The following is a 20,490-nucleotide window of genomic DNA, read 5'->3' on the forward strand; positions in this document are numbered from 1 at the left end:
TTGCCGAAAAGGTCGGGCGACTCTGGCCCGCGGGTGGCCGGAGGGAACACCGTTGGCCCATGACACAGATCCAGCACAGGGCAGATCATGAGCTCGAGACCGCGATCACCGATGAGCTGGCCTGGACTCCCAGCATCGACGCGCAGGAGATCGGCGTGACCGTCACCGGCGGCGAAGCGACCTTATCGGGAAGTGTCGGGACCTACCCGGAAAAGGAAGAAACCCTGCGCGCGACCACCCGTGTGCACGGCGTGACCGTCACCGTGGACGACATCGTGGTGCGGTCCAACGGAAACGCGCCGGACGACGCGGACCTCGCCCGCGAGGCCGCGATCATCTTCGACCGCCGCACGGTCGTCGTGCCGAAGGGGGCGGTCCAGGTCGAGGTCGAAGACCACGTGGTCGCCCTGCGGGGTTCGGTGGACTGGCAGTACCAGCGCGAAGCCGCCCGGAACGCGGTGGCCGTGCTGCCGGGGGTGACGGGGGTGCGGAACCTGATCACCCTGACGGCTTCAGCGGTGATCCCGGCCGCCGAAACGCAGGCGAAGATCATCACCGCGCTGGAGCGGCATTCGCCGGTGGGCGCGCAGCACGTCCAGGTCGGCGTGGCCGGGAACGAGGTCACGCTTTCGGGCGCGGTTGCCTCCTCGGCGGAGCGCCGCGCGGCCGAGCAGGCGGCCTGGTTCGCCCCGGGCGTGGCCGCGGTCGACAACCAGCTGACCCTAACCGGCTGAGGGGGCACCCAGTCCGCGGGCACCCGCGCCGGCGCGGGTGCCCGCACACCGGCGGACCAGTCCGCCGGCGCGGTTCGCGAATTCAGGAGCATCATGGTCGTTCTCGTGATCATCGCCGTCATCGTCGTACTGCTGGTCCTGCTGGGATCAACGGTGCGCGTCGTCAAGCAGTACGAACGGGGTGTCCTGTTCCGGCTCGGCAGGGTGCTGGGCGTCCGCGAGCCGGGACTGCGGGTGATCATCCCGTTCGTCGACGTGCTGCGCCGGGTTCCATTGCGGATCATCACCATGCCGATCCAGTCCCAGGGCATCATCACGCGCGACAACGTGAGCGTCGACGTGTCGGCGGTCGCGTACTTCCGGGTGATCGAGCCGGTGACGTCCGTGGTGGCGATCGAAAACGTCTACGCGGCGATCGACCAGATCGCCCAGACGACGCTGCGGAAGGTCGTCGGCCAGCACACGCTGGACCAGACCCTGTCCGAGACCGACAGCATCAACGTCGACATCCGGCGGATCCTCGACGTCACCACGCTCGACTGGGGTGTGGAGGTGACTTTGGTGGAGCTGAAGGACATCCAGCTTCCCGAGACGATGAAACGCGCGATGGCAAGGCAGGCCGAAGCGGAACGGGAAAAGCGGGCCAAGATCATCAGTGCCGAAGGGGAGTCCCTCGCCGCGGCCGCGCTCGGCGACGCCTCGGACACCATGATGGCGCACCCGTTGGCGTTGCAGCTGCGCAACCTGCAGAGCCTCGTCGAGATCGGCGTGGACAAGAACACCACCGTCGTGTTCCCCGCCCCGTTGATGAGCACCATCGGCGAGCTCGGTGCCTTCCTCGCCCGCGAGGCGGGCGCTGCCACCGGCACGAGCACCCCGAAGCCGGCCGAAACCGCCGCCATCACCCCGGTGGTCGCGCCTGCCAACGGCTCGGCCGCGCCCGGCGACCGCTGAGCCGCCGGGACCCGAACACCCACCTGGCGGCCGCGCCCCACGCGCGGCCACCGACCCGAAGGGCTCCGAGTGATCACGTTCGGCTTCTTGAGCACTTACCCGCCCACGCTCTGCGGGCTCGCCTCGTTCACCGCGGCATTGCGGGCCGCGTTGCCGTCCGGAGCCGTCGGCGGGGTGGTCAGGGCCGTTGACGCGGAAAGCCCGGCCCGTCCGGCGGAGCCCGGCGGAGTGGTCGGCGATCTCGTCGCGGGCTCCGCGGCGAGCTGCCGCCAGGCGGCGGCTCTGCTCAGCAGGGAAGACGTCGCGATCGTGCAGCACGAGTACGACATCTACGGCGGCCGGGACGGTGACGACGTCCTGCGTGTGCTGGCGGGCTTGCCCGTCCCGGTGATCGTGGTGCTGCACACCGTGCTCACCGCTCCGACGGCGCACCAGCGCGCGGTCCTCAACGGCGTCCTCGCGGCGGCGGCCGCGGTGGTGGTGATGAGCGAGATCGCGCGGGCACGGCTCGTCGCGGGCTACGACGTCCCCGAAGGACGGCTCGTGGTCATCCCGCACGGCGCCGTGGTCCCGCGCGACGCCGGAACAGTCGTGCCGCACCGGAGCCAGCACCGGCAGATCCTGACCTGGGGGCTGCTCGGGCCGGGGAAGGGCATCGAGGCGATGGCACTGCTCCCGAGGCGGGAGCCGGCGCCGCGCTATCTGATCGCGGGCCGGACCCATCCCAAAGTCCTCGCGTGGCAAGGGGAACGCTACCGGCGGTCATTGCGCCTCCGGATCGAACAGCTCGGCGTCACCGACCTCGTGCGGTTCGACTCGCGCTATCTCGACCCCGTTTCGCTGAGCCGCATGATCTCCCACGCCGAAGTGGTCCTGCTGCCCTACGACTCGCGCGAGCAGGTCACCTCGGGTGTGCTCATCGAGGCGGTCACCGCGCGCACACCGGTCGTGGCGACCCGGTTCCCGCACGCCGTCGAACTGCTTTCCGACGGTGCGGGGCTCCTCGTCAACCACCAGGACCCGGCGGCGATCGCGGCCGCGGTCCACACCGTGCTCGCCGATCGTGCGGTGGCCGACGCGATGGCGGCCGCGGGCGGGATCGCGGCTCGTCGCCTCGGCTGGGCGTCGGTGGCGAAGCAGTACTGCGGGCTCGCCGCCGAGGTCATGGCGGCGCGCGCGCCGGTCGTGGCGTGATGATCGACGAACGCCACCTGTTGCGCCTGTCCGACGACGCCGGCCTGTTCGAGCACGCGTGCGGGCCGATCCCGCGCCGTGAGCACGGATACTGCCTCGACGACGCCGCGCGCGGCCTGGTGCTGCTCAGCCGCGAGCCGGACCTGACCCCGGATCTGGCGCGGTTGCAGGAAACTCTCTTCGCGTTCACCGCGCACGCGCACGAGGAGGGGTACTTCCACAACCGCCTCGGTTACGACCGCGACTGGCAGGACACGCCAGGGGCCGGTGACTGGTGGGGCCGCGCGGTGTGGGGGCTCGGCAGCACAGCCGCGCACGCCGGTCGGTCCTGGCTGCGCGCGGAAGCGCGGCTCCTGTTCGACTCGGGCGCGCGCCGGCGGTCGCCGTCGCCGCGCTCCATGGTGTTCGCCGGACTGGGTGCGGCGGAACTGCTCCTCCGCTGGCCGTCCGACGAAACCGCGAAGGACCTGCTGGCGGCCGCGGTGGCGGCGGTCGGGCCGATCCCGCTCGGCCGTGGCTGGCCGTGGCCCCACCCCCGGCTGACCTACGCCAACGCCGCGGTCGCCGAGCTCCTGATCGCGGCGGGGGAGTCGCTGTCCGTGCCCGCGGCGCTCGCCGACGGGTTGCGCATGCTGGACTGGCTGGTGGACCTGCAGACCCTGGACGGCCACCTGTCGGTGGTGCCCGTCGGCGGGTGGGCGCCGCGCGAGACGCCGCCGGGATTCGACCAGCAGCCGATCGAAGTGGCCGCGCTCGCCTCGGCCTGCGCCCGCGCCCAGGCCGTGACCGGCACCGGGCTGTGGGCGTCCACAGTGGACCGTGCGATGGGCTGGTTCCTCGGCGCGAACGACGCCGGGGTGGCCCTGCTCGACCGGGACACCGGTGGGTGCGGCGACGGTCTTCGCGGCGACGGTGTGAACCGGAACCAGGGTGCGGAATCCCTGCTGGCGTCGCTGTCGACGTTCCAGCTCGACCGGCTGAGCATCGGCGTGCTTGCGGGCACGGACGCGGCATGATCGGTGAGACGCCAGATCTGGTGTCCCGGCACTCGACCGTGTTTCGGCCGGAATCCGCGCGGGTGGTGACCAAGTTGTTCGTGCCGGGCGAGGAAAGCCCGAAGACCAAGTCGCGGGCGAGTGCGCTGGTGCGGCGTGTGCTGGCGCTGCCGGAGAACGCCGTCACGGCGGCGCTCACCAGGGTACTCGCGGATTTCTCCGGCAGGCATCAGGACTTCGCCTCGGTACTCGAACGGAACGGGGCGATCATGAGCCATCGGCTCGTCGACCCTGGTTCTCTCGGCTCTCAGCGCAAACTGCTGCTCGGTGCGTGCTTCACGCACGAATACGCCGTCGAAGCAGCCGCCCTGTGCAACCCTTCCCTCGTGCCGCACCACCGGCAGGACGGCCTGGCGCCGGGGGAGACGCGGGTGGTGCTCAGCCTGCGTGGCATCGGCGAAGGCCACCTTTCTTCGATCGGTTTCGCCACCGGCGTGCTGGGGCTGGGGCCGTCGGCGACGTGGGATCCCCGCACCGGACCGCTGAGCACCGGTGAGCACCGGCCCGGTTCGTGGCACCGGGCCTGGTTGCGCGCCGCGCTGACGCACGACGGCTGTGACAACGAGATCGCGGCGACGGTGACCGCGACGCTCCCGGAGTACTTCGGCCAGCGCGACCTCGACCGCGAACTGGCCGCGCTCGATTCGCGGCTGCTCGGACGCGCGGGCGCGGGTGGCACGGTGTCCCGGATCCGTGAACTCGTCACCGCTAGCTACACCGTGCGGTTCCCGGCCCGGACCTCACTCGCGCAACGCGTGCTGTGGCCCGGCTGCGCACCAGAAAGCCACGGCATGGAAGACGCGCGCTTCGTCCGTTTCACCGACGGTGCCGAGTGGACCGGCTATCGGGCGACCTACACCGCGTACAACGGCAGCACGGTAGCGCCCCGGCTGCTGGAGAGCGCCGATCTGACGTCCTTCACCGCGTGCTCCCTCACCGGTCCCGCGGCGCGCAACAAGGGCATGGCGCTGTTCCCCCGTCCCGTCGGCGGCAGGCAGCTCGCGCTGTGCCGCGGGGACGGGGAGACCACGAGCCTCGCGGCGTCGCCCGACGGCCGGTACTGGTCCGACGAGGTTCCGCTGCGCGGCCCCACCGCGGACTGGGAGCTGCTGCAGGTGGGCAACTGCGGTTCTCCGCTGGAGACCGCGGAAGGCTGGCTCGTGCTCACCCACGGCGTCGGTCCGATGAGGACATACGCGATCGGTGCGCTCTTGCTCGACCGCACCGATCCGGCTCGTGTCGTGGCCGCGCTGCCCGCGCCGCTGCTGGTGCCCGACGATGGCGAGCGGAACGGGTACGTGCCCAACGTCGTGTACTCCTGTGGCGGCCTGATCAACGGTGGCACGCTGTGGATCCCTTACGGCTGCAGTGATTCCAGGGTCGCACTGGCCACCGTGCCGGTGGCGGCACTGCTCGCGCGTCTCCGCGAGGCCGGTGCCGCGGTGTAGGATGGGGATACCGAGAGCACCCCGTGTGCCGGCGGCCAAGCCGGTGCCGTCCTCGGCGCACCCCTCGTCGATCGGTCGCGATCGGGACGGGAGTTCCGGTATGGCACCGGATCCGCGCGTCCAGCCCGGAATCACCACGTGGCCGCCGAGCCCGGCCAGCACCCACCACCGCCTGCGGCTGCGGCTGAAGCCCAAGGACGCGCCACCGGGCGGGCTCGACGGAGCCTGGTGGCCGCGGTCGCGCGAGCTGCGGGCGGAACTGCCCGCGCTGGTCGAAGTCCTCGCCATCCGGCTCGGGTACATCGCGAAGGTGGTCTACGTGCGGGGTGAATGGGAAAACGTTCCCCGCCGCGCGGAAATCGACGGGCACATCGTGCTGCTGGACGCCTCCCGCGCCCATGACGAGAACCTCGTGGTCGTGACCGGACCCGAACCGCATCGGGTCCGCCTTCTGGTGATCCCGCCGGACACCACCGCTGAGTGTGGTCACGCCGCCCTCATGGCCGCGTCGCGACGGGACAACGCCGACCGGCCGGGCGATCTGCTCGCCGCGAACGACGTGCTGGTCCCTGGCCGCGACGACGCTCAGGACACGTGGGACACCGAAGGCGGCAGGCTCGACCGGCGGTGGTGAGGAACCCGGTTGAATCGGGCGCGTAAGGGGTACTATCAGCCCGACAGCGCCGGAGCGCCCAGACTCTGCTCTCACGACGACCGACATCCAGCGTCCCGCCGCGCAGCGTCCGGTGTGGACAGTAGGGTACCGCCGGGAGCAGACTCATGAGAGTGAAAATGCGCGCTTCGCGCCGTAATCAGGACCCTCGGCCGGAGATCGTGGCCGTCTCCGGTCGTGACGTCCCGGCACCCGAATCGGCACTGTGGTGAGCACGCCGCGAACCGGCGGCGCGGGTGATCCCCGGTTCACGCGGCGCGCGATGCTCGTCCGGACGCTGTCGATGATGTCGGTTCTGGTGGGTTTCCTGTTCGCGGCCGTCGGCGCCGTCACGCTCGCCGCGGTGATCACCTGGACCCTGCCCTCGGTGATGATCGGCTGCGCGGTGTGGCAGACCGCGGCGCACGCCCCGGCGGACCGGCTGGTGATCGACCCCGGCAGGTCGTGCGCCAAGACGGGCGTCGTCGCGGGCGTCGCCTTCCTGGTGCTGCGCCTCGCGGTCGACGGTTTCGCGAGCGTTTTCGGCGCCGAAGTGGCCGCGTACGTCGTGCTGCTGTGCTTAAGCGTGCTGGCGGGGGCAGCGTGGCGAGTCTGGTCCGGTCCCGCTTCCGCGTCGGCACCTCCCGCGGCCAAGCCCGTGCCGGTGCCGATCCTGTCGTGCCCGGCCCCTGCCGCCGACCTGCCGACCGACGAGTTGTGCGTGGCCTGGCGGCGAAGTTACCTCAACCTGCAGCAGACCGCCGACGGGGAGGTTCGCCGGGAGATCATTCGTCTTCGACGGGACTACCTCGACGAAATCGAGCGCCGCGACCGCCCTGGTTTCGCGCGCTGGCTCGACAGCGGCGCGCGAGCGGGTAGCGATCCCAGACGTTTTCTGAGCACCGAAGAATGAGCGGTTCGGCCAGACTCCTCGCATGCCAACCCTCTCACATCGTGGAAGTGTCACAAGGAACGCGCCTTGCCGCCCCGTTGAATCGCAGCGAAACGGTCCCGTTTTCGAATAATCGTTACCTGATTGCTGCAACAATAATCGGTCCGTGTGCGATGAATCAGCACACATGTAAGTTTCGCAGTAGGGTATATGCATATTCGCAGTGTCATCCTTGGTAAGCGTTACGCTTGTCATCGCCCGGTCGGCGATCGTCGGTGTCGACTCGCGAACATCTAGCGGCAAAGTGAGAAGTGGAGAACAAATGGCAAGTACCCGGCATGATGTCAGGTCGGTGAAGATCGACAGTCTCAATCTCTGGGCCGACGAGTTCGGCGTCATTCACTTGACCACCGATGACAAGGACGTCCAGGCCAACTTCCACACCTTCATCTCGAACGATCCGCGTTCGACCCGTTACCACCCCACAGCCTTCCGGCAGCTCGCCCGTACCCTGTACCGGTTCGGCAAGAAGGTGCCGGGTTACGATCCCGGCAACGACCACGACACCGGTCGCCGTGGAGTCGCTCGCTGAGCCGCTCCGCCGTTGGCGGTCGTTTCCCGGCGGTGAATTGTTACCTGGTTTGCCGGGAAAATCATGGCGGAAGGGTTCAGGTTTTCACGGGTGGTTTCCGCGGCGAACCGGTCCGGGCTTTGATCGACTTTCCGGAGAATGTGCACGAACGGGTGCCTTCTCGTATTTGGAACTCGTGCGGTGCTTTACTCTATGGTATGAGCCGGTTCTTGTTCCACCGGCTTTGTTTCCACGGTCCGGCTGTTTGCCGGGCTCGTCCTTGACCGTGACTGGAGTTCACCCATGAAGATTCGCCGCATTGTAACCTCGTCCCTTGCCGTCGGCAGCCTCGCCGTACTGGCCATGGCGCCGGTCAGCGCCGCCGCGTCCACGACGAGCCTGGCGGCGGCGAACGCCCCGCCGGCCGGCTGTGCGACCGCCATCGCCGCTGCCGTCGACACCGCCAACGCCGCCACGGTGGCCGCGGCCAACGTCGTCGACTCCGCTGCCGCGGCCGCTGCTGCCAAGGCGTTCGCCGAGGGCGTCCTCACCGGGACACCCGCCGCCATCAGTGACGCCGCCGCCAACCTGGGTGCGTTCACCACCGCTGCCGCCACCGCTGCGGCGGCGAGCGCGGCCGCGCATTCGACCGCCGCCGCGGCGACCATCGGCGTCATCGTCGCCTGCGTCAAGGCGTAGCCGCCGAAGACCCGTCAGGAAGGGAAACTGGGCCGTCCGCGGGTGCGGGCGGCCCAGCCTGGGGGAATGGCGCGGCGTGCCTATCCGATGCAGCCGGGAACGGGTGAGGGGCTGCCGGTGCAGTTGGTCGCGATGTTGGCGGTGACGGTGGAGGTGTTGAGCGTCGCCGAGCCTGCGACGTAGTAGATCCCGCCGGGATTCACGGTGGCCGTGTTGGCGTTGACCACGCTGCTGGTGAGGGTGAGCGTCCCGTTGACGCTGGCGATACCGGCGGCCCGGTTGGCGGTGTTGGCCTTGACCGTGCTGCTGGTGAAGGTCGCCGCGGCAGGCGTGCCGGTGCTGTAGACGGCACCGCCGAGGCCACCCGCGGTGTTGCCGGACAGTTCGCTGCCGGTGAGCGTGACCGCACCGTAGTTGAGGATGCCGCCGCCGTCGTTGTGGCCGGTGGCGCTCGCGTGGCCACCGCTGAGGGTGACCGCCTTAAGCGTGATGCCGCCGGTGGGGTCCACCTGGGCGATGCGGAACGCGGGTGCCGTAGTGGCACGGGCGATGGTGTTGGCGTTGCCTTCGAGCGTGATGGGTGTGGTGATGATCGGCAGACCGGCCGGGCCGTGCACGCCGTCGTCGCCATGGCTCGCGGTGAGGGTGTAGACGCAGCCGGGGGTCAGGATCACCGTCCCGCCGCCCGCGGCGTTGGCCGCGGTGATCGCGGTGACCAACGCCGTTTCGGTGCAGGCGACGGAAGTGGCCTCGGCCTGCGCGGCCGTGGGAAGGAGCGCGCCGGTACCGGCGGCCAGTATGGTCACGCCGGCAAGGGTCAGCATGGTGCGATTGTGCCGCATAAGGACTTTCCTGGAACTGAGACCGATGGTGGAGGAGCAAGAAGCTCAAACGTTCCGCAGGAGCGGTCACCGGCGGTCAATGTACAACCATCCCGGACGCTACACCGATATTCTGGGAATAGATAGCCTGCGCGGATCCTGTGCCCACGACGAGAGCGCTTGTTTCGTCATATTGCGGAAATCGCGGCCGGGTTGATCTGTCACCTTTTCCGATCTTCCTCGCGGTGCACCGGATTTGACGATGGTGCGGTGGCGGCCCGGTGCGCGGGCCGCCGCCGGTACGTCATGAGCAGTGGTTGATGTCGCTTTCGGCGGAGGCCACGACGATGTTCACTTTGGCCAGGCCGAGTGTGCTGAATTTGATGTGTATGGCGTTGACTGTGAGTCCGTTGTCGGGGTTGGTGAAGGGGATTTGTTCGTTGAGGATCAGTGAGACGGCGCCGAGGTTGACCGTGGTGTTGGGTGCGGGCTGGGTGATGTGGCCGATGACGACGGTTTCGTGATCTTGGTCGGGTGATCTTGGGTTGAGGCTGTTGATCTGTGGTGGGGTGGGTGAGGGTGTGGGCTATTGCCCGCTCGGCTGGTTCTGCGGGTGCTCCGGTGGGTTCTGGTCAGGGTGGGTTCGGGGGTTCAGGGTGTGGAAAGTGCGCGGAGTTGGTGGTGGGCGCGGATGAGAATGTCTGTCCAGGGCCAGGTTTCGGGGATTTTGAGGGTGTTTCGGCGGGCGGTGCGGACGAGGTGTCCGGCGACGGCGAACAGGCGCAGCCGGAGGCGTTTGGGTTCGGCGACGGCGGCCCAGCCGGTGCAGGTCAGGCGTTGCAGCCCGGCGGTGAGGTCGGCGGCGAGGGCGCAGATTTCCAGCCAGAGCTGGTTGTGTGCGGCGTCGTGGAAGGGCAGGTTACGCAGGCCGGTGTCTTTGGCGGCGCGGATGCGGTCCTCGACCCGGGCGTGGCGGCGGTGCTGCAACTCCAGATCGGCGGGTTGCCCGCTGGTGGTGTTGGTGAGGAACACCCGGTCACGCGTAGCCCGTCGGTGTCGGTGAAGCGCAGTTGCGCGCCGGGATGGGGACGTTCTTTGCGTAGGATCAGCCGGGTGCCCTCGGGCCAGGCCGACAGATCTGTCAGGCCGGTGACCTCGGTGACCCAGGCGCCGTCGCGCGGATGTCCGTCGGCGTTGTAGGCGGGTGTCCACGCTGTCTTCGGCAGCAGGGCCAGCACGGTGGGGATGCCGAAATGCTGCAGCGACGCACCGAGCGAGAACTGCGCCCGGAGTGCGTGGATCCGGGCGGCGAACCCGTGGGTGGGGGCGTCGGTGCGCACCAGGATCGCAAGATCCTCCTCCGTGCCGATGTCGGTGACCTGGCTGGGCAGTTGCGCGAGCGCCTGGTCGAGAACGGTGATGTGGTCGGCGGTGGTGTTCGACCCGGCGTTGCCTTTACGCAGCAGCCCGGCCACCGGCTCCCCGGTGCCGCCCTCGCCATGATCGACGAACCCGAGCACTGTCAGATCAACGGCTGGCGCCACCAGTGGCGCTACAAACACAGGTACCTGGAGCTTCAACGCCAGGTTCAACACATTGCCGAACCCGGAGAGGAAGGTGAGCCCGACAACGAGCATGACGAACCCCCACCCGAGCGCCGAAGCTCGAAGCTCGCCTCGACCACCAACGTCGTGTTCACTCGTTCGTGGCCGAGGAAGTCGGTGATCTCGCGGGGGCTCAGCCCGGCGCGTTCGAGTACATCGGCTACGTAGTGGCGCCAGTCGTGCGGGTGGAGCCCCTTCGTGAGGCGTCCCGGCGATCACCTTCACGAAAAACGACGCTGCAGCGTACCTCGCTGTGCGGCTCAACGGTGGTGGGTGCGGCGCGAGCTTCCGGACGAGTACTCGCTGACCGGCAGCAGCACCCCGGGCCTCGGACTTACCGACGGCGGCCGCCTCGCGAACCACCTTCACGGTGGTCGGGCGCTCCTGCTCGACCTCGCCGACGACTCGGAAGTCCGGGGCGTCGCTGCGGGGTATGCCGGCCGCGTCGACGCCCTGACGGCTGGCTGCCCCTCTCGCCCGAAACTGGCGGCGGTCCTCGTCCGTCCGGACGGCTTAACTGCCTGGGCGGCCGACGCGGGGCGCGGGCGCCGGCGTCGCCGGTCGGGCTGGTGGAGGCGCTGGAGGAGTGGTTCGGAGTGCCCGAGGGCGCGGTGGTGCCCGGCTGATCCGCCGCGTTGCCGACTGACTGGAACCACAAGCCGATTCCACCTGCGCCCACCCGGGGCGGGCGGCTGCGGGCGAGGTGATTCAGCCCTAGGTCGGAACGGTGACGGCGGCGTCTAGGCTGGAGGGATGCAAGAGATCAGCGGAGGCGGTGTTGGCGTGAGCACGCACGATGTTCGCAAAACCTATCAAATCCGCACCTTCGGCTGCCAGATGAACGTGCACGACTCCGAACGGCTCGCCGGGCAGCTCGAGGAAGCGGGCTATGTGCCTGCCGACGGAACGGCGCCCGACGTGGTCGTGTTCAACACGTGCGCGGTGCGGGAGAACGCCGACAACAAGCTGTACGGCAACCTCGGGCAGCTTCGGCCCGCGAAGACCTCGAACCCGGACATGCAGATCGCGGTCGGCGGCTGCCTCGCGCAGAAGGACCGCGGCGAGATCGTCAAGCGCGCGCCGTGGGTGGACGTCGTGTTCGGCACGCACAACATCGGCTCGCTGCCCGCCCTGCTCGACCGCGCCAGGCACAACGCGAAGGCCGAGGTGGAGATCCTCGAATCGCTCGAGACCTTCCCGTCGACGTTGCCCGCGCGCCGCGACTCGGCGTACTCCGGCTGGGTGTCGATCTCGGTCGGCTGCAACAACACCTGCACGTTCTGCATCGTGCCCTCGTTGCGGGGCAAGGAACGCGACCGGCGGCCGGGCGAGATCCTCGCCGAGGTCGAGGCGCTGGTCGCCGAGGGCGTGCTGGAAGTGACGCTGCTGGGCCAGAACGTCAACTCCTACGGCGTCGAGTTCGGCGACCGCCTCGCGTTCGGGAAGCTCCTGCGCGCCTGTGGTTCCGTCGACGGCCTGGAGCGCGTCCGGTTCACCTCGCCGCACCCCGCCGCGTTCACCGACGACGTGATCGACGCGATGGCGCAGACCCCGAACGTGTGTCACCAGCTGCACATGCCGCTGCAGTCCGGTTCGGACCGGGTGCTCAAGGAAATGCGCCGCTCGTACCGGTCGGCCCGGTTCCTGTCCATTTTGGACAAGGTGCGCGACGGCATGCCGGACGCGGCGATCACCACCGACATCATCGTCGGCTTCCCCGGTGAGACCGAGGAAGACTTCCAGGCCACGCTCGACGTCGTGCGCGAGGCCAGGTTCTCCAGCGCGTTCACGTTCCAGTACTCGAAGCGGCCGGGCACGCCCGCCGCCGAGATGCCGGGCCAGCTACCGAAGGAGGTCGTGCAGGAGCGGTACGACCGCCTCGTCGCGCTGCAGGACGAGGTGGCCTGGCAGGAGAACAAGAAGCTCGTCGGCAGGAAGGTCGAGTTGCTGGTGGCCACCGGCGAGGGCCGCAAGGACGCCGAGACGCACCGCATGAGCGGCCGTGCCCGTGACGGCAGGCTCGTGCACTTCACCCCGGTCGGCGGCGCGATCGACCGCGCGATCCGGCCGGGCGACATCGTGGAGACCGTGGTGACCTACGGCGCGCCGCACCACCTCGTCGCCGACGGCGACCTGCTCTCGCACCGGCGGACCAGGGCAGGCGACAACGCCGAGGCCGGACTGCGCCCGAAGACCAACGGCGTCACGCTCGGGCTGCCGTCGTTCGGCGCGCCCGCCGCACCGGCACCGGCCTCGGCCGCGGAAGGATGTGCGCTGTGAGCGAAGCGGGCACCGACAAGGAGCTGACCGAGCTCGAAGCGGAGATCAACGAGGTCGGCCAGCGCGCGGCGAAGACCGTCGAGCTGGGCAGGCGCGGGTTCGTCATCGCGGTCGCGGTGTTCGTGCTGCTCGTCGGCCAGGTGCTGCCGTGGGTCGGCGACCACGTCGGCTGGCAGGTGCTCCTCGGCGACGGCGGGCCGATCCCGCAGCTGTTCGCCGCGACCTCGGCCGGCTTCGGCGTGCTGGCGTCGGTGCTGGCGCTCGGCACCCGGCGCTGGTGGCTGTCGTGGGTGTGCGCGGTCGGCGGCTGGTTCTCGTTCGTCGACGGCATGCTCGCGGTGTGGTCGCAGCAGTCCTCGCACGCGAACAACGCGGTCGGCGGCGGCCCCGGCATCGGCATGATCGTGGCGCTGGTGACGATGATCGTGCTCGGCGTCAACTGGATGCGCACCGCCTGGTCGCACTCCTGACTTCGCGGGAGCCAGGCCCCCGAAGGTGACCTTCGGGGACCTGGATGCCCCGAAGGTCACCTTCGGGGCATGAACGATCAGCGGTCGGCGATCGCGTTCTCCGCGGTCTCCATCCATTCGCGCCACTGCGCGGCCTGCTCGTCGGCCTTCTTCGCGCGACGCTCGTCGCCCGCGGCCCGTGCCTTCTCCGCCTGCGCTTCGAACTGCTCCACGCGCTCGCGGAACTGGGCGGCCCTCGCCTGCGCCTCCGGGTCGGTGCGGCGCCACTTGCTGTCCTCGGCCGACTTGACCTTGTCCTGGACGGTCTTCAGCCTGCCGTCCAGCTCGCGGATCCGCTCCCGCGGCACCTTGCCGATCTCGTCCCACTGGTCCTGGATGCGGCGCAGGTGGGCCTTCGCCGCGTCCAGGTTCGCCGCCGGGTCGATCTTCTCGGCTTCGGCCAGCAGCTCTTCCTTCTTCGCCGCGTTGCCCGCGAACTCGGCGTCACGCTCGGAGAACGCGGCCGAACGGCGTGCGAAGAACTGATCCTGCGCGCCGCGGAAGCGCTGCCACAACGCGTCGTCGGTGTCCTTCGGCGCGCGACCGGCCGCCTTCCACTCGGCCATCAGGTCCTTGTAGCGGCCCGCGGTCGGCCCCCAGTCGGTCGAGTCGACGAGCGACTCGGCCTCGGTGATCAGCTCCTCCTTGCGCGCCTTCGCGCCGGCGCGCTGCTTGTCCAGCTCCGCGAAGTGGGAACCCCGCCTGCGGTTGAACCCCTCGCGCGCCTTCGAGAACCGCTTCCACAGCTCGTCGTCGGTCTTGCGGTCGACGCCCTTGACGGTCTTCCACTCGTCGAGGATCGCGCGCAGGCGATCGCCGGCGGCCTTCCACTGCGTCGACTCGGCGGCGAGCGTCTCCGCCTCCTCCGCGAGCGCCTGCTTACGGGCGACGGCGGCCGACCTGGCCTTCTCACGCTCCTGCTTCGCCGTCGCCAGCGCCGCCTCGGCGTGCGTGATCACCTGCTCGATCCTGGCCCCGAGCGCGGGGAGGTCACCCACCACGGCCGCTTCGGCAAGGCTGTCGCGAAGCTGCGTCGCGGTCGACAGCGCGTGCTTCGGATCGCCGGCCCCCGAGCCGAGCCGCGTCTCGAGCAGCTCGACCTCGGTGCGCAGGTCGTCGAAGCGGCGCGCGTAGTGCACGAGGCCCTCGTCCGGGGTGCCGGCCTGCCACACGCCGACCTTCCGTTCCCCGTCGGGCGTCGTGACGTAGACGGTGCCTTCCTCGTCGACGCGGCCCCAGCGCGTGGGGTTCGGCTCGGCTGGTGGCACCGGCGCCGCGTGGCCGGCGACCGCGTGCACCTGCGGTACCGGGTGCGGTGCCGCCGGTGCGGTGCCGTTGTCTGTGGTCTCGTCGGCCATCGCAGGCTCCTTATCGCCTGTAAGCCCGCCGGTCGGCGGGCGCCCCACCGGAATGGGGCCGGATCGTGCTGGGTGGGGTGTCGGTACCCCTTGCCGCATTCAAGCAGTTCAGCGCGGCTCGTGGTACAGGGTAATGACACTCTTGACGTCGGGCGGGTGATCTCGGCACGCGAGCAGCGCCCGGTAACGTCGTCCGGCGTGATCACGCACGTCGCCATGGTGCCGCAGCCACCGTTGCTGGTTCCCGGGATCGGCACGGCCCCCGTCGGCCTCCGCGCTGCCTGCCGCACGGCCGCGCGCACGCTCTCGCGGGTCAGTGGTCACTGGCTGGCGGTGGGCGGCCACCGTGAGCGAATCACCCTTTCCGGTGTCAGCGGATCGTTCGCCGGGTTCGGCCGGGATATCCGGGTCTCGCTGGCGCGGGACGTCGCGACGGCGATGCCGGACATGCCGGACATGCCGGACATGCCGGACATGCCGCTGCCCGCCCTCGTCGCGGGCTGGCTCCGCGCCGAGGCCGACGCCGTCGACGTGCGGGTCGAGCTGTTCGACGAGGTGCCTCCGGCCGTGCGCGAGGAGGGCCGCGCCTGCCTGCTGGTGCTCGGGGACGGCTCGAACCGCCACGGCCCGAAGTCACCGGGCAGCGAAGACGGCCGTGCGCCCGGCTTCGACGAAGAGATCAGGAAGGCGGTGTCCTCGGCCGACACCGCCGCGCTGCGCCGCCTCGACCGCGAACTGTGCGCCGAGCTGGGCGTCGGCGGGAGGGTGCCGTGGCAGGTGCTCGCGAACCTCGCGGACGGCGCCGACTGGCGGGCCGAGCTGCTCTACAGCGACGCGCCGTACGGCGTCGGCTACCACGTGGCCGTGTGGGAACGGGTGGGCTCGTGACGCCGCCGATCGCGGTGGTCGGGCCGACCGCGACCGGGAAGTCCGACCTCGCCGTCACGCTGGCGGAGCGCCTCGGCGGCGAGGTCGTCAACGCGGACGCCATGCAGCTCTACCGCGGCATGGACATCGGCACCGCCAAGGTCACCGCCGCCGAGCGGAGGGGAGTGCCGCACCACCTGCTCGACGTGCTCGGCGTGACCGAGACGGCCTCGGTCGCCGCGTACCAGCGCGAGGCGCGCGCCGTGGTCGAGCGCCTGCTCGGCGAGGGAAAGGTGCCGATCCTCGCGGGCGGGTCCGGGCTCTACGTCCAGGCTGTGCTCGACGACCTGCGCTTCCCCGGCACCGATCCCGAGGTGCGGGCCCGCCTCGACGGCGAAGCGGAGCGGGTCGGCCCGGCGGAGCTGCACAACCGGCTCGTCGCGCTCGACCCGGCGGCCGCGGCGGCGATCCTGCCGACCAACGTGCGCCGGATCGTGCGCGCGCTGGAAGTCATCGAAATCACCGGCGACCCGTTCTCGGCCAACCTCCCGGTGCCGGGACCGGCCCGCTACGGCACCGTGCTCGTCGGCGTCGACCGCGCGGTGGAGGACCTGGACGAGCGCGTGGACATCCGGGTCGGGCGCATGTTCGGGGCGGGTCTCGTCGACGAGGTCCGCCACCTCGAACGCGAGGGCCTCCGCGACGGGAAGACGGCATCGCGGGCGCTCGGGTACCAGCAGGTGCTCGCCGAACTCGACGGGGAGCAGGACTTCGACGCCGCCGCCGCGGCGACCGCGCAGGCCACCCGGCGCTTCGTCCGCAGGCAGCGGTCGTGGTTCCGGCGCGACGGCCGGATCCGCTGGTTCGACGGCGCCGATCCGGCACTGGCCGGGAAAGTGCTCGCCGGGCTCGCCCCGTAATCTGGGGTCATGGCTGGCATCGAGTTCCTGAAGGGGCACGGCACGCAGAACGACTTCGTGCTGCTCCCCGACGCCGACGGCGCGCTCGACCTCACCGAGGCGAGGGTCGCGGCGCTGTGCGACCGCCGCCGGGGGCTCGGCGCCGACGGCGTGCTGCGCGTGGTGCGCACGGCGGCGATCGGCCTGCCGAGCGAGGGCGAGTGGTTCATGGACTACCGCAACGCCGACGGCTCGATCGCCGAGATGTGCGGCAACGGCGTGCGGGTGTTCGCGCGGTACCTGGTCGAGGCGGGGCTCGTGGCAGGGCGCGAGTTCGTCATGGGCAGCAGGGCTGGCGACCGGCCGGTGCGCGTGCACGACGACCTCTCCGTGACCGTCCACATGGGACCGGCCACGGTCACCGGCAGCTCGGTGACCACGGTCGCGGGCAGGCCGTTCTCCGGTGTCGCGGTCGATGTCGGCAACCCGCACCTGGTGTCCGCTGTGGACGAAGACGTGTCCTCGCTCGACCTGCGCGACCAGCCCGGTTTCGACAGGGACTTCTTCCCGCACGGCGTCAACCTCGAGTTCGTCAACATGCTCGGCGACGGCGCGCTGCGGATGCGCGTGCACGAACGCGGCGTCGGCGAGACGCGCGCCTGCGGGACCGGCACGGTCGCCGCCGTCGCGGCCACCCTGCACCTGGCGGGCGCCGATTCCGGTTCGTCCACTGTGGACATCCCCGGCGGGAGGGTCTCGGTCACGGTCGAGCGCGGCGCGTCCACGCTCACCGGCCCCGCCGAGATCGTCGCGCGCGGCGAGCTGGACGAGCACTGGTGGGCCGGTCTCGGTTGAGTTCCGCCGGGGACACCTCCCCGTGGTTCTTCGCTACCGTGCTCGGAGCACGTCGTCCGATCCGAGGGGAAGCCGATGACCGAGGGTTCAGGCGAGGTCAGGGAGAGCACCGTCTCCGCGAAACTGGCCATGGTCTTCGCGGGCCTGCTCGGCCTGCTCACCCTGCTGAACGGCGCCAACGGGCTGTCTCTGGTCGGTGAGGTCGCGGACACCGCGCGCCTGGTCCTGCTGGAAGCCTTCCTGTTCGTGATCGCGCTGAGTTCGCTCATCGGCGTCGCCCTCCTCGCGTGGCGCGTCGCCGCGGGGATCTCGATGGTGGTCACCGGCGCGGTGGTCGCGGTGCTCATGGTGGTGACGTTCTTCATCCTCGACTCGATCCCGCCGCACGGCGGGCTGTCCCAGTCCACCGCCACCCTGCTGGGCGCGGTCACGTTGCTGGCCGTGCTCGCCTTCGTGCAGGCGCTGCGCCGGGGCACCCAGATCTGGGTCGGCCGCGCCTGATCACGGGCACTCGGTCAGGGCATCGAGATCGGCGACGCGCGAGAGCACGTCCGCGCCGAGAGTGGCGAGGTCGAGCCCGAGGTCGCGTAGGTCCTCGACAAACTGATCGGGGTCGAGGGTGTGGCTGAGCCGGACCAGCCTCCCGGCGCGCAGGTCGCGCGCGGTCGCCGAGACCTGGTCGAGCAGAACGCGATCGAGTGGGTCCACGAATCCTCCACTGGTAATGTTGTCCTTACCAGTGGAGCATGCACAGCCTAACTGGTCAAGACGAGATGTCCTGTGGAGAATGGAGACATGGTGGATCGGCGCAGCGGGGTCCCCGCATTCCGGCAGGTCGCCGCCGACCTGCGCGACAAGATCTCGGCTGGCGACTACGCGCCGGGCGATCGCTTGCCCAGCGAACGCGAACTGGTCGAGACCTATGGCGTCTCGCGCCCGACCATCAGGGATGCCGTGAACGTCTTGCGCACCGAAGGGATCGTGACAGCGGAGCACGGTCGCGGCGTCTTCGTGCGCCCGCCGTCCAGCATTCGGCGGCTGTCCCGGTCTCGGCTGTCCAAGGCGGCTCGCGACCGGAACCAGGGTGCTTTCCTCGCCGATGCGGCCGCCGGTGGTTTCATGCCGTCCACTTCGGTCAAGATCCGGTTCGAGCAGGCTGATGAGCGTGTGGCCTCCTTGCTGGCGATCAGCGCTGGCGATGAAGTGACCGTACGAGACCGGCTGATGCGGGCGGATGGCCTCGTGGTTCAGCTCGCGGTGTCGCGGCTGCCGAGGAAGTTCACCCGGGACACGACCATCGAGCAGGTCGACACCGGGAAGGGCGGGGCGTACGCGCGACTCGAAGAAGCCGGTCATGCCATCGCCACCTTCGCGGAGTATGTCGGCGCGCGCATGCCGACCCCGGAGGAAGCCTCGGCGCTTCAGCTCGCCGAAGGAACACCGGCCATCACGGTAACTCGTGTCGCGTACGGGAGTGACGGGATTCCCTTGGAGATCAACGACATGGTGCTCCCCGCCGACAAGTACGAGCTGTCCTACGAGTGGGTGGCGGACTGAGTCCGGAATACCCCGCCCGATAATTCCGTTCTGTGTTCGACGCGGATCGTGGGACCATAGGTGCAGGAAGCACGGGCACGACCGAGGCAGGGGATTCGAACTGACTTACACCGACATGACTGACGCCGAACTGTCCACCGGTGAGCTGGAGCTGGAAGACCGGGCGTCACTGCGCCGGGTCGCCGGGCTGTCCACCGAGCTGCAGGACATTACCGAGGTCGAATACCGGCAGCTGCGGCTCGAACGCGTGGTGCTGGTCGGGGTGTGGACCGAGGGGAGCGCAGCGCAGTCGGAGGCGTCACTCGCGGAACTGGCGCGGCTCGCCGAAACGGCCGGTTCCGAGGTTCTCGAAGGTGTGGTGCAGCGCCGGATCAAGCCGGATCCCGCGACCTACATCGGCTCGGGGAAGGTGCGCGAGCTGCGCGACGTCGTGATCGCCACCGGCGCCGACACCGTGGTCGCCGACGGTGAGCTGTCACCAGGCCAGCTGCGCCAGCTCGAAGAGAAGCTCAAGGTCAAGGTCATCGACCGCACCGCGCTCATCCTCGACATCTTCGCGCAGCACGCGCGGTCGAAGGAGGGCAAGGCGCAGGTCGAGCTGGCTCAGCTGCAGTACCTCATCCCGCGGCTGCGCGGCTGGGGTGAATCGCTGTCCCGGCAGGCCGGTGGCCGTGCCGGTGGCGCGAACGGTGGCGTCGGCCTGCGCGGTCCCGGTGAGACCAAGCTGGAGACCGACCGCAGGCGCATCAACAAGCGGGTGTCGAAGCTGCGGCGGGAGATCGCCGCGATGGACACCATCCGCGAGACCAAGCGCGGGCGCCGCGTCGCCAACGAGGTGCCGAGCGCGGCGATCGTCGGCTACACCAACGCCGGGAAGTCGAGCCTGCTCAACGCCATCACCGGTGCGGGGGTGCTGGTCGAGGACGCGCTGTTCGCGACCCTGGACCCGACGACGCGGCGGGCCGAGACCCCGGACGGGCGCACCTACACGCTGACCGACACGGTCGGGTTCGTGCGGCACCTGCCGCACCAGCTGGTGGACGCCTTCCGCTCCACGCTCGAAGAAGCGGCCGACGCCGATCTGCTCGTGCACGTGGTGGACGGGTCGGACCCGGCGCCGGAGGAGCAGGTCAACGCCGTCCGCGAGGTGCTGGGCGAGATCACGCAGCGCCGGTCGGAGCCACTGCCGCCCGAGCTGATCGTGATCAACAAGGCCGACGCGGCGGACGAACTGTCGCTCGCCAGGCTCCGGCACGTGCTGCCCGGCGCGGTCGTGGTGTCCGCGCGGACCGAGGAGGGCATCGGCGAGCTCGTCGACATCATCGCCGAGCGGCTGCCGCGGCCCGAGGTCGTCGTCGACGCGCTCGTGCCCTACGCGCGGGGCGAGCTGGTGGCGCGGGTGCACGCCGACGGCGAGGTCCTCACCGAGGAACACCTCGAAGAAGGCACGCACCTGAAGGCACGGGTGCGTCCCGACCTGGCCGCCGCGCTGGAGACCTATCTCGCGAACGGTTCGCTCACCCGGTGATCAGTACCGTGGG

At 70.0% G+C, this 20,490-nt stretch carries 23 protein-coding genes and 1 pseudogene; 18 read left to right on the top strand and 6 right to left on the bottom strand.

Going from position 1 to position 20,490, the window contains the following annotated elements; genetic code table 11:
- Nucleotides 1-59 precede the first annotated feature (59 nt).
- The 9 genes from ABD256_RS20795 to ABD256_RS20835 all read left to right on the top strand — a co-directional run bounded on the left by ABD256_RS20795 (nt 60) and on the right by ABD256_RS20835 (nt 8,199).
- Nucleotides 60-734 (top strand): BON domain-containing protein, encoded by a 675-nt coding sequence (locus ABD256_RS20795; RefSeq protein ID WP_344421111.1) that lies wholly within the window; start codon nt 60-62, stop codon nt 732-734.
- A 93-nt stretch (nt 735-827) separates the two neighbouring features.
- Nucleotides 828-1,688 (top strand): slipin family protein, encoded by an 861-nt coding sequence (locus tag ABD256_RS20800; RefSeq protein ID WP_344421114.1) that lies wholly within the window; start codon nt 828-830, stop codon nt 1,686-1,688.
- An 87-nt stretch (nt 1,689-1,775) separates the two neighbouring features.
- Nucleotides 1,776-2,882, top strand: a complete 1,107-nt coding sequence (locus ABD256_RS20805; protein ID WP_344421117.1) for a glycosyltransferase — start codon at nt 1,776-1,778, stop codon at nt 2,880-2,882.
- Nucleotides 2,882-3,898, top strand: coding sequence for a hypothetical protein (locus tag ABD256_RS20810; protein ID WP_344421119.1), 1,017 nt, complete (start codon nt 2,882-2,884; stop codon nt 3,896-3,898). Before ABD256_RS20805 ends, ABD256_RS20810 begins: the two co-directional genes overlap by 1 nt.
- Nucleotides 3,895-5,385: a glycoside hydrolase family 130 protein gene (locus ABD256_RS20815; protein WP_344421122.1), complete on the top strand. Its 1,491-nt coding sequence runs from the start codon at nt 3,895-3,897 to the stop codon at nt 5,383-5,385. The genes ABD256_RS20810 and ABD256_RS20815 overlap by 4 nt, the downstream gene beginning before the upstream one ends.
- Before the next feature lie 100 nt (nt 5,386-5,485).
- Nucleotides 5,486-6,019, top strand: a complete 534-nt coding sequence (locus tag ABD256_RS20820) for a DUF5994 family protein (protein ID WP_344421126.1) — start codon at nt 5,486-5,488, stop codon at nt 6,017-6,019.
- A 247-nt stretch (nt 6,020-6,266) separates the two neighbouring features.
- Entirely contained in the window at nt 6,267-6,950 is a 684-nt protein-coding gene (locus ABD256_RS20825) for a hypothetical protein (RefSeq protein WP_344421129.1), read from the top strand.
- A gap of 331 nt (nt 6,951-7,281) precedes the next feature.
- Entirely contained in the window at nt 7,282-7,521 is a 240-nt protein-coding gene (locus ABD256_RS20830; RefSeq protein WP_344421133.1) for a hypothetical protein, read from the top strand.
- A 282-nt stretch (nt 7,522-7,803) separates the two neighbouring features.
- Nucleotides 7,804-8,199, top strand: coding sequence for a hypothetical protein (locus ABD256_RS20835; protein ID WP_344421136.1), 396 nt, complete (start codon nt 7,804-7,806; stop codon nt 8,197-8,199).
- 80 nt (nt 8,200-8,279) lie between these two features.
- Here ABD256_RS20835 and ABD256_RS20840 read toward each other — a convergent pair whose 3' ends face one another.
- From ABD256_RS20840 to ABD256_RS20850, 4 genes and pseudogenes are all read right to left on the bottom strand, one after another.
- Nucleotides 8,280-9,023 (bottom strand): hypothetical protein, encoded by a 744-nt coding sequence (locus tag ABD256_RS20840; RefSeq protein ID WP_344421139.1) that lies wholly within the window; start codon nt 9,021-9,023, stop codon nt 8,280-8,282.
- A 301-nt stretch (nt 9,024-9,324) separates the two neighbouring features.
- Nucleotides 9,325-9,579: a choice-of-anchor P family protein gene (locus tag ABD256_RS44430; RefSeq protein WP_425546485.1), complete on the bottom strand. Its 255-nt coding sequence runs from the start codon at nt 9,577-9,579 to the stop codon at nt 9,325-9,327.
- A gap of 92 nt (nt 9,580-9,671) precedes the next feature.
- The gene (locus ABD256_RS44435) at nt 9,672-10,232 is read right to left on the bottom strand and encodes a transposase (protein WP_425546486.1); all 561 of its coding nucleotides are present in this window, start codon (nt 10,230-10,232) and stop codon (nt 9,672-9,674) included.
- 376 nt (nt 10,233-10,608) lie between these two features.
- Nucleotides 10,609-10,809, bottom strand: a pseudogene (locus ABD256_RS20850) (hypothetical protein); the annotation flags it as partial.
- A gap of 88 nt (nt 10,810-10,897) precedes the next feature.
- Here ABD256_RS20850 and ABD256_RS44440 point away from each other — a divergent pair.
- The 3 genes from ABD256_RS44440 to ABD256_RS20860 are packed head-to-tail and all read left to right on the top strand — an operon-like array spanning nt 10,898 to nt 13,374.
- Entirely contained in the window at nt 10,898-11,368 is a 471-nt protein-coding gene (locus ABD256_RS44440) for an aromatic-ring hydroxylase C-terminal domain-containing protein (protein WP_425546482.1), read from the top strand.
- Nucleotides 11,369-11,377: 9 nt separating this feature from the next.
- The gene (gene miaB, locus ABD256_RS20855) at nt 11,378-12,904 is read left to right on the top strand and encodes a tRNA (N6-isopentenyl adenosine(37)-C2)-methylthiotransferase MiaB (RefSeq protein WP_425546483.1); all 1,527 of its coding nucleotides are present in this window, start codon (nt 11,378-11,380) and stop codon (nt 12,902-12,904) included.
- Nucleotides 12,892-13,374: an Rv2732c family membrane protein gene (locus tag ABD256_RS20860; RefSeq protein WP_344421148.1), complete on the top strand. Its 483-nt coding sequence runs from the start codon at nt 12,892-12,894 to the stop codon at nt 13,372-13,374. The genes miaB and ABD256_RS20860 overlap by 13 nt, the downstream gene beginning before the upstream one ends.
- A 77-nt stretch (nt 13,375-13,451) precedes the next feature.
- Here the strand turns inward: ABD256_RS20860 and ABD256_RS20865 are convergent, their stop codons facing one another.
- Complete coding sequence (locus ABD256_RS20865; protein ID WP_344421151.1) at nt 13,452-14,771, bottom strand: DUF349 domain-containing protein; 1,320 nt, start codon at nt 14,769-14,771, stop codon at nt 13,452-13,454.
- Between the two features lie 198 nt (nt 14,772-14,969).
- On the opposite strand from ABD256_RS20865, the gene ABD256_RS20870 reads away from it, so the two are divergent.
- The 4 genes from ABD256_RS20870 (at nt 14,970) to ABD256_RS20885 (ending at nt 17,893) form a co-directional block, all read left to right on the top strand.
- Entirely contained in the window at nt 14,970-15,659 is a 690-nt protein-coding gene (locus tag ABD256_RS20870; RefSeq protein WP_344421154.1) for a class III extradiol dioxygenase subunit B-like domain-containing protein, read from the top strand.
- Complete coding sequence (miaA, locus tag ABD256_RS20875) at nt 15,656-16,558, top strand: tRNA (adenosine(37)-N6)-dimethylallyltransferase MiaA (RefSeq protein ID WP_344421157.1); 903 nt, start codon at nt 15,656-15,658, stop codon at nt 16,556-16,558. The genes ABD256_RS20870 and miaA overlap by 4 nt, the downstream gene beginning before the upstream one ends.
- A 9-nt stretch (nt 16,559-16,567) precedes the next feature.
- A complete protein-coding gene (dapF, locus tag ABD256_RS20880) occupies nt 16,568-17,392 on the top strand; it encodes a diaminopimelate epimerase (protein WP_344421160.1) in 825 nt (274 codons plus the stop codon).
- Between the two features lie 75 nt (nt 17,393-17,467).
- On the top strand, nt 17,468-17,893 hold the full coding sequence (locus tag ABD256_RS20885) for a hypothetical protein (protein WP_344421163.1): 426 nt from the start codon (nt 17,468-17,470) through the stop codon (nt 17,891-17,893).
- On the opposite strand, the gene ABD256_RS20890 is transcribed toward ABD256_RS20885, so the two are convergent.
- Nucleotides 17,894-18,100, bottom strand: coding sequence for a hypothetical protein (locus ABD256_RS20890; RefSeq protein ID WP_344421166.1), 207 nt, complete (start codon nt 18,098-18,100; stop codon nt 17,894-17,896).
- 87 nt (nt 18,101-18,187) lie between these two features.
- On the opposite strand from ABD256_RS20890, the gene ABD256_RS20895 reads away from it, so the two are divergent.
- Complete coding sequence (locus tag ABD256_RS20895; RefSeq protein WP_344421169.1) at nt 18,188-18,949, top strand: GntR family transcriptional regulator; 762 nt, start codon at nt 18,188-18,190, stop codon at nt 18,947-18,949.
- A 115-nt stretch (nt 18,950-19,064) separates the two neighbouring features.
- Nucleotides 19,065-20,477 carry a GTPase HflX gene (gene hflX / locus ABD256_RS20900; protein ID WP_344421171.1) on the top strand — a complete coding sequence of 471 codons (1,413 nt, stop codon included), beginning with the start codon at nt 19,065-19,067 and terminating at the stop codon, nt 20,475-20,477.
- Nucleotides 20,478-20,490 lie beyond the last annotated feature (13 nt).

Source organism: Amycolatopsis minnesotensis, from assembly GCF_039529815.1.
GTDB lineage: Bacteria > Actinomycetota > Actinomycetes > Mycobacteriales > Pseudonocardiaceae > Amycolatopsis > Amycolatopsis minnesotensis.